Here is a 7,510-nt window from a genome sequence, read left to right on the forward strand (position 1 = left end):
TACGGCGTGCGGCCGAGCGCCCGCGCGGCGGCGGAAAACGAGCCTTTGTCGATGACGGTCAGCAGCATGTCGATGTGGTCGCTGGTCAGCATGCGAGGGCTTCCTGTCAGAAAAATTGAAAGGACCTGACTTTTGCGGACGGGCTACCCGCTGATAGTCTCGCCACCTTGTTCGATAGAAGGTGGATGGTCATGCAAGGGTGGAAGAGACGCATAGTCTACGTCGTGATGTTCGAGGTGCTCGGCATCCTGATCGCATCGTCGGTGCTCGGCATGCTGAGCGGCGCGAGCGTGGCGACGAGCGGACTGCTGGGCGTGATGATCTCGACGACGGGCGTCACCGTCAATTTCCTGTACAACCTCGTGTTCGAGGCGTGGGAGCGCAAAAGCGCAGCGACGACGCGCACGGTCGGGCGCCGCGTGCTGCATGCGATCGGCTTCCAGATTGCGCTCGTGACGTTCCTGATCCCGCTGATCGCGTGGTGGCTCGACGTGTCGCTGCTGCAGGCGTTCCTGTACGACGCGGTGCTGATCGTGTTCTTCCCAATCTTCACGTTCACGTACAACTGGGCGTTCGACAGCGTGTTCGGGCTGCCCGATGCGGTCACGCGCAAGGCGGAGCCGGAGCCGGCCGCGTGGTAGGACACGCCGGCGGCGTGGTGTGACAAGCAACGGCGGGCGCGCATGCGTCCGCCGTTTTTCGTTGGTGCTCAACCTGTCGTCGATGTCCGGCATGTGACGGAAGAAATTGTAGAGGACTTCTAATGTCGTAATCGTCTGGATATTTGTCGGATCTTAACAAAACTGTCCGATTTCCCTTTCTAGAATCCGACAGATCGATGACGCGCGCGGCGGGCAGGAGGGGGCCGCCGACGCGCCGCGCGCCTGGTTCGGAACCGCTTTGCGGCCCCGAGGCCGCGCATCGCCCGCACGCGGCGCATGCCGCCTGCATGACCATCCCCGTCCGGCCAGAAAAACGAGGAGGGATTGCCGATGTCGCGTATCGATCGCCGTACGTTCCTGACCCGCTCGGCGCAGGCGGCCGGCGCTGCCGCGCTCGCGGCGGCGCTGCCCGAAAGCATTCGCCGCGCACTTGCCGTCGAGCCGGCCCGCGTGACCGGCACGATCCGGGACGTCGAGCACATCGTCGTGCTGATGCAGGAAAACCGCGCATTCGACCATTACTTCGGCACGTTTCCGGGCGTGCGCGGCTTCAACGATCCGCGCGTGGTCGCGCGCCCCGACGGCAAGAGCGTCTGGTACCAGAACTACAAGGGCCGCGACTACGTGCCCTGGCATCTCGACACGTCGAAGACGTGGGCGCAGTGGATGATGCCCGAGAACCACGAGTGGGATGCGTTCCACAAGCTGTGGAACGAAGGGCGCAACGACCAGTGGATGGCCGTGCAGTGGCCGGACGCGATGGGCTACTTCAAGCGTAACGACCTGCCGTATTACTACCCGCTCGCGAGCGCGTTCACGATCTGCGACGCGTATCACCAGTCGATGATGGGGCCGACCAATCCGAACCGGCTCTACCTGATGACGGGGCGCTCGTCGCCGAACGCGGACGGCAGCCAGGTCGCGATGTCGAACTGGATGGGCGACCGCACGGGCACGGTGTCGTGGAAGACCTTCCCCGAACGCTTGCAGCAGGCCGGCATCGACTGGCGCGTCTACCAGGAAGGCGGTGTCGGTTCGTTCAATGTCGCGTGGAATTTCCTGTCGAGCCGCTACTGGATCGACAACACCAACAACTACGACTGCAACGCGCTCGCGTGGTTTTCGCAGTACAAGTCGGCGTCGTCCAGCTCGCCGCTCAACCAGCGCGGGCTGACCGCGCGCGGCATCGCGTCGCTGCGCGACGACGTGCTCGCGAACCGGCTGCCGCAGGTGTCGTGGATCGTGCCGCCGTTCTCGTCGTCCGAGCATCCGTGGTGGGGGCCGTCGTTCGGCGAGGAATTCGTGTCGCGCATTCTCGATGCGCTCACGTCGAATCCCGACGTATGGGCGAAGACGGTATTCCTGATCTGCTACGACGAAGGCGACGGCCGCTTCGACCACGTGACCGCACCCGTGCCGCCGTGGAAGGCCGGCAAGGGGCTGTCGACGGTCAGCGTCGAAGGCGAGATCGAGCAGGCGTCCGGGCTGCCGATCGGGCTCGGCACGCGCGTGCCGCTGCTCGCGATCTCGCCGTGGTCGAAGGGCGGGTGGACCTGTTCCGAAGTCTTCGATCACTCGTCGGTGATCCGCTTCATCGAGAAGCGTTTCGGCGACGATCATCCGGAAGTCTATGAGTCGAACATCACGCCGTGGCGCCGCGCGGTGTGCGGCGATCTCACGTCGGCGTTCGACTTCGCGGGCGATGCGGACCGCACGGTGCCGCCCGCACTGCTCAACCTGACTGCGACGAAGGCGCAGCTCGACAACGCGTACTGGGTGCAGTACTACCTCGCGAAGCCGAGCTATCCGTCGAGCTACCCGGCCGAGAATGCGCCGCTGCCGGTGCAGGAACCGGGGCAGCGCAAGCTGCGCGCGGTGCCGTACGAGCTGTTCGTCGAAGCGGCGCTCGATACGCGCGCCGGCGTGCTGAACGTGAGCTTCGCGAACAACGGCAAGGCCGTGCCGGGCAACGCGGCCGGCACGTCGGCCGCGGTGTTCCATGTGCATGACGCGATCGCGCAGAACGGCCCGCGCTTCTACACGATCCAGAGCGGCCGCGTGTTGAGCGACCAGTGGTGGCCGGTGCGTGACACGCAGGGGCGCTACGACCTCGCCGCGTACGGGCCGAACGGCTTTTTCCGCCGCTTCAAGGGCAGTGCGGCGTCGAGCGCGCCGCTGTTCGACGTGACGGTCGCCTATCGCGCCGACGGCAATCTTGTCGTGCGGATGCGCAACGCGGGCCGCACGCCGCTCGTCGCGACGCTCACGGATAACGGCTACGGCGCCGCGCCGCGTTCGGGCACGGTCGCGGCGGGCGCTGCCATCGACACGGTGCTGAACCTGTCGGCAAGCGGTGGCTGGTACGACTTCAGCGTGACGATCGATGCGGATGCGGGCTATCTGCGCACGCTGGCCGGCCATGTCGAAACCGGCGCGGCGAGCGTGACCGATCCGCTCTTCGCGCGTGTGACAGGGACCGCATGATGAACCGAACCGTCATCGTATGGGGCACGATCGCGCTGGCGGCAGGCGCCGTCGCGTCGGCCGTCGTGCTGTGGAGCGGCCGTCCGGGCGGCACGCCACACGCTTCTTCCACCGTAGTCAGCCAGGAATCATCCATGACGAATCCAGCGGCCGCGTCGCCGGTCAATTTCCGCGTGCAGCTCGACGGCTATGCACACGAACGCGACGCGCTGAACGCGGCCGACCGTCAGGCGCGCGCCCGTTCGTTGCTCGCGCAACTGCGTGCCGATGCGGATGCGGGCAAGCTCGATCCGCGCGAGGCGTCGGGCCTCGCGGATCTGCTGCTGCAGGATGCGGAACCGGACGCCGGCGCACGCCAGGCCGCGAGCGATGCATTGCGCGACCATCTGCGCGATCTCGCGATGGGCGAGCGGCCGGCCTCGCCCGCGCGCGAACGGCAGGATGCGGACTATGTTGCGCAGAGCCGCAAGATCATCGACGAGGTGGTGCGCACGGTGCCGGACCGCGAGCAGCAGCGCGTGGCGCTCGATACGCGGCTGGCGGAATTGCGCAGGCAGATCTACGGGACGGACGCGCCGGTAACGCACGGCGGTTGATGGAGCGGCGATGCGGCGTGTATCCGCATCGTCGTTGAACTGCGAGGAGAACGGGCGGCGCAGAAGCCGCCCGGGAGCACTTACGCGGCGACGAACTCGTGTACGAAGCGGTTGAACACGGCGGGGCTCGCTGCGTTCATCCCGTGCGACGCGCCGGCGACGGTCTGCCGTTGCGCATTGCCGATCCACTGCGACAGCGTGTCGACGTTGTTGCGGAACATCTTCGGGCTGCGCTGGCCGTCGATCAGCAGCGTGCGGCATGCGATGTCGCCGGCCGTGTGCTGCGAGTACGCGGGCAGCGGGTCGCGCAGTTGCTTCGGCAGCGTGCTCGCGTTGTCGATCGCCATCGTGCGGAAGCGCGACGTGCTCTTCTTCCATGCGCCCGGCAGGCTCACGGAATCGACGAACATTTCGAGGCCCGATTCGACGTCGCCTTGCCCGATCAGGTTCACGGCCTTCGTGCGCAGCGCGATCGCGGCGGCCGGCAGCGCGGCTTCGCGCACGCCCGGCTGTTGCAGCGGGCCGCCCGGATCGGCGAGCGTCAGCGATTCGACGAGGTGCGGATGCTGGCGCGCAACGTTGAACGCGACGCTGCCGCCGCGCGAGTGACCGACCAGATGCACGGGGCCCAGATCGAGCGCATCGATGAATTCGGCGAGCTCGTCGACGTGGTTCTGCCAGCTGAACTCGTCCTGGATGCCCGCTTCGACGGCCGGCCAGTAATGGCTGAGGCTCGGCGCGATGCAGCGGTAGTGAGCCGACAGCGACGCGAGTTGCGGATCCCAGTAGCGGTAGTCGCACAGCGAGCCGTGCACGAACACCATCGGCGCGCCACTGCCCCGCTCGACATACGGCAGGCTGATGCCTGACGAAAGCGTCGCAAATTGCAGGTCGGGGTTCGCGAGCACGGACGGCTCGATTCGCATGTTCATGACTGAAAGACTCAAAGGTGCGTCAACACGACGCAACTATGCATCACGGCGACCTGCAAGGAAAACGCATAATTTTCATCGTGACGATCAATTTTATTGATGGCTCGGCCGGAAACCCTTGTCGGAAGGGGGCGGGTGTCGATGCTTTCAATCGTCTAATGATTGGACGCGAAGCCGGACACGCCTGAAAAGGGCGTGCGACGGCCTGCGCACCGGCGCATCGCAACCTGGGAAAAGGGAAGGCCGCGCGCCGCGCAAGCGGCCCGCGTGTCAGCGCACCGCCAGCGCGGGCGCGGTCTGAAGCGCGACGGGGAGGTCGTTGTCGGCCGCGAACTGCATCGCGAAATCGAATGCGTCCGCGCAGACGGTGCGCAATTCGTCCGACACGAACAGGCATTTGACGTTGCCGTCGACGACGGGCATCGCGAGCCGCGACAGCGCGCACGGATAGCCGGGCCGCCGTTCGCCGACGAACAGCGTGATGACGCCCGCGAGGCGCTCGGGCCAGTCGCTCGGGCGGAAGGTTTTCTGCGCGCGCGTGACGCCGCGGATCAGGTGGCCGGTGATGCGGCCCTGTTCGGTGACTTCGATGCGATCCATGCTGTACGTGTCCTCGTTCGCGTCATTCGCCGCCATCGGCCGCCGCGTCGCCGCGCGCGGGAATCCGCAGGTTGCGCAGCTTGTGATAGAGCGTTTTCTTCGGCATGCCAAGCGCTTCGCTTGCCTCCGCGACGTTGCCGTTGTGACGCTGCAGCATGTCCTCGATCAGCATCCGCTCGAAATACGCGAGCTGTTCCGCGAGCGTGCCGCCCACGGCCGGCGTGCCGCCCGACGACAGCAGGCTGTCGCCGGTCAGCCCGAGCACGAAGCGGTCGGCCACGTTCTGCAGCTCGCGCACGTTGCCGGGCCACGCATGCGTCATCAGTTCGGATACCTGCGCAGCCGTGACGACCGGCGCCGGCTGCCCGAAGCGCCGCGCGGCCGCGAGCACGAAATGTTCGAACAGCAGCGGCACGTCCTCGCGCCGCTCGCGCAGCGGCGGCAGTTCGATCTGCGCGACGTTGAGGCGATACAGCAAGTCCGCGCGGAAGCGGCCATCGGCCGCGAGCTCGGCGAGATCGGTCTTCGATGCGGCAACCACGCGGCAGTCGACCGGAATCAGCTCGTTCGCGCCGAGCCGCTCGACCACGCGCTCCTGCAGCACGCGCAGCATCTTGATCTGCAGCGGAACCGGCATCGTCTCGATCTCGTCGAGGAACAGCGTGCCGCCGTCCGCCCATTCGATCTTGCCGATGCGTTTCTTGATCGCGCCGGTGAACGCGCCGGCTTCATGACCGAACAGCTCGCTCTCGAAAACCTGCTCGGGCAGGCCGCCGCAGTTCAGCGCGACGAAATGCGCGTCGCGCCGGCCGCCGAAGTCGTGCAGGCTGCGCGCGATCAGCTCCTTGCCGGTGCCCGTTTCGCCGGTGATCAGCACCGACACCGACGTATCGGCGAGGCGCAGGATCTTCTTGCGCACGTCGGCCATCGCGGGCGACTTGCCGAGCACGAACGCCTCGATGCCCTGCCAGTTGTTCAGCGCCGCGCGCAGGCCCTGCACCTCGAGCGTCAGGCGGCGCTTCTCGACCGCGCGCGCGACGCGCCCCGCGATCACGTCCGACGAAAACGGCTTCTCGATGAAGTCGTATGCACCGACCTGCATCGCGCCGACGGCCGTCGAGATATCGGCATGGCCGCTGATCAGCACGACCGGGATCTGCGCGTCGATGGCCATCACGCGATCGAGCAGCTGCAGCCCGTCGATGCCCGGCATCCGCACGTCCGACACGATCACGACCGGTGCGCCGGGCGCGACGTGATGCAGCGCGTCGGCGGCCGACGCGAACGCATCGACCGCGAAGCCGGCAAGCGCCACCGCCTGCTCGACGCCGATCCGGACGTTTTCATCGTCCTCGACGACCAGCACCCGAATCTCATCTTCCATGCTCTGTCCTTTGCAGCGTCGCCGCCGCGAATTCGATACTGAACTGCGCGCCGCCTTCGTCGCGGTTCGTCGCGGCGATCTTCGCGCCGAACGCCTCGACGATGCGCGACGTGATCGCGAGGCCGAGCCCGAGGCCCTGGCCGCGCGGCTTGGTCGTGACGAACGGCTCGAACAGGTGCGGCAGCACCTCGGGCGCGATGCCCGCGCCGCTGTCGGCGACGGTGAAGCGCACGCGGCCGGCTTCGTCCGGCCCGGCGGCCTCGATGACGATGCGGCGCACGGGCGCGTCGTGCACCGCGTCGAGCGCGTTGCCGAGCAGGTTCACGATCACCTGCTGCAACTGGCTCGATTCGGCCGACACGGCGGTGCCCGGCGCGATGTTCACGTCGAGCTGCACGCCTTCGTCGCGAATCCGCGCGTCGTAGATGAGCCGCGCATGCGCGACGGCCTCGTTCAGCGAGACCGCGACGCGCTCGACGTCGGGCTTGCGCGCGAACGTCTTCAGCTCGCCGGTGAGCACCGCCATGCTGTCGACGAGCTTGCCGATCCGTTCGAGATTGGCGAGCGCCGGCGCCGGCTGGCCGCGCTCGAAGAACGTGCGCGCGTTGTCGCACAGCGTGCGGATCGCGACGAGCGGCTGGTTCAGCTCGTGCGTGAGGCCGGCGGCCATCTGCCCGAGCACCGCGAGCTTGCCCGCATGCACGACTTCCTGCTGCGACGCGCGCAGCCGCTGCTCGGTGCGCTCGCGCTCGACGATCTCGCGCTGCATCCGTTCGTTCGCGGCCGTCAGCGCGGCCGTGCGCTGCGCGACGGTCAGCTCGAGCTGGTCGTTCGCGCGCCGCAGCGCGTCCT

Annotated in this window: 7 protein-coding genes and 1 pseudogene; 3 read left to right on the plus strand and 5 right to left on the minus strand. The window is 67.3% G+C overall.

Translation table 11 applies throughout. From position 1 onward, the window contains the following. Nucleotides 1-92, minus strand: a pseudogene (locus G3N99_RS30555) (LysR family transcriptional regulator); the annotation flags it as partial. Between the two features lie 99 nt (nt 93-191). Between G3N99_RS30555 and G3N99_RS30560 the strand changes: the two are divergent. The 3 genes from G3N99_RS30560 to plcR all read left to right on the plus strand — a co-directional run bounded on the left by G3N99_RS30560 (nt 192) and on the right by plcR (nt 3,742). Next, on the plus strand, nt 192-641 hold the full coding sequence (locus G3N99_RS30560; RefSeq protein ID WP_174942124.1) for a PACE efflux transporter: 450 nt from the start codon (nt 192-194) through the stop codon (nt 639-641). Nucleotides 642-992: 351 nt separating this feature from the next. Beyond that, on the plus strand, nt 993-3,146 hold the full coding sequence (locus tag G3N99_RS30565; RefSeq protein WP_206124236.1) for a phospholipase C, phosphocholine-specific: 2,154 nt from the start codon (nt 993-995) through the stop codon (nt 3,144-3,146). Continuing rightward, nucleotides 3,146-3,742 carry a phospholipase C accessory protein PlcR gene (gene plcR, locus G3N99_RS30570; protein WP_206124237.1) on the plus strand — a complete coding sequence of 199 codons (597 nt, stop codon included), beginning with the start codon at nt 3,146-3,148 and terminating at the stop codon, nt 3,740-3,742. The genes G3N99_RS30565 and plcR overlap by 1 nt, the downstream gene beginning before the upstream one ends. Nucleotides 3,743-3,822: 80 nt before the next feature. On the opposite strand, the gene G3N99_RS30575 is transcribed toward plcR, so the two are convergent. The 4 genes from G3N99_RS30575 to G3N99_RS30590 all read right to left on the minus strand — a co-directional run. Continuing rightward, on the minus strand, nt 3,823-4,674 hold the full coding sequence (locus G3N99_RS30575; RefSeq protein WP_166890034.1) for an alpha/beta hydrolase: 852 nt from the start codon (nt 4,672-4,674) through the stop codon (nt 3,823-3,825). A gap of 270 nt (nt 4,675-4,944) precedes the next feature. Beyond that, the gene (locus G3N99_RS30580) at nt 4,945-5,274 is read right to left on the minus strand and encodes a DUF3579 domain-containing protein (RefSeq protein WP_174941052.1); all 330 of its coding nucleotides are present in this window, start codon (nt 5,272-5,274) and stop codon (nt 4,945-4,947) included. 22 nt (nt 5,275-5,296) lie between these two features. Then, on the minus strand, nt 5,297-6,658 hold the full coding sequence (locus G3N99_RS30585) for a sigma-54 dependent transcriptional regulator (protein ID WP_206124238.1): 1,362 nt from the start codon (nt 6,656-6,658) through the stop codon (nt 5,297-5,299). Then, nucleotides 6,648-7,510: ATP-binding protein (locus G3N99_RS30590; RefSeq protein ID WP_241011927.1), on the minus strand; the 863-nt coding region annotated here is incomplete at its 5' end. The genes G3N99_RS30590 and G3N99_RS30585, both read right to left, overlap by 11 nt.

This window comes from Burkholderia sp. Ac-20392, from assembly GCF_017104585.1.
GTDB lineage: Bacteria > Pseudomonadota > Gammaproteobacteria > Burkholderiales > Burkholderiaceae > Burkholderia > Burkholderia lata.

What these genes read in the sequence shown, in the direction of transcription:
- G3N99_RS30560 (WP_174942124.1), top strand. Translation starts at nt 192, where the DNA reads ATGCAAGGGTGGAAGAGACGCATAGTCTACGTCGTGATGTTCGAGGTG.
- G3N99_RS30565 (WP_206124236.1), top strand. Translation starts at nt 993, where the DNA reads ATGTCGCGTATCGATCGCCGTACGTTCCTGACCCGCTCGGCGCAGGCG.
- plcR (WP_206124237.1), top strand. Translation starts at nt 3,146, where the DNA reads ATGAACCGAACCGTCATCGTATGGGGCACGATCGCGCTGGCGGCAGGC.
- G3N99_RS30575 (WP_166890034.1), bottom strand. Translation starts at nt 4,674, where the DNA reads ATGAACATGCGAATCGAGCCGTCCGTGCTCGCGAACCCCGACCTGCAA.
- G3N99_RS30580 (WP_174941052.1), bottom strand. Translation starts at nt 5,274, where the DNA reads ATGGATCGCATCGAAGTCACCGAACAGGGCCGCATCACCGGCCACCTG.
- G3N99_RS30585 (WP_206124238.1), bottom strand. Translation starts at nt 6,658, where the DNA reads ATGGAAGATGAGATTCGGGTGCTGGTCGTCGAGGACGATGAAAACGTC.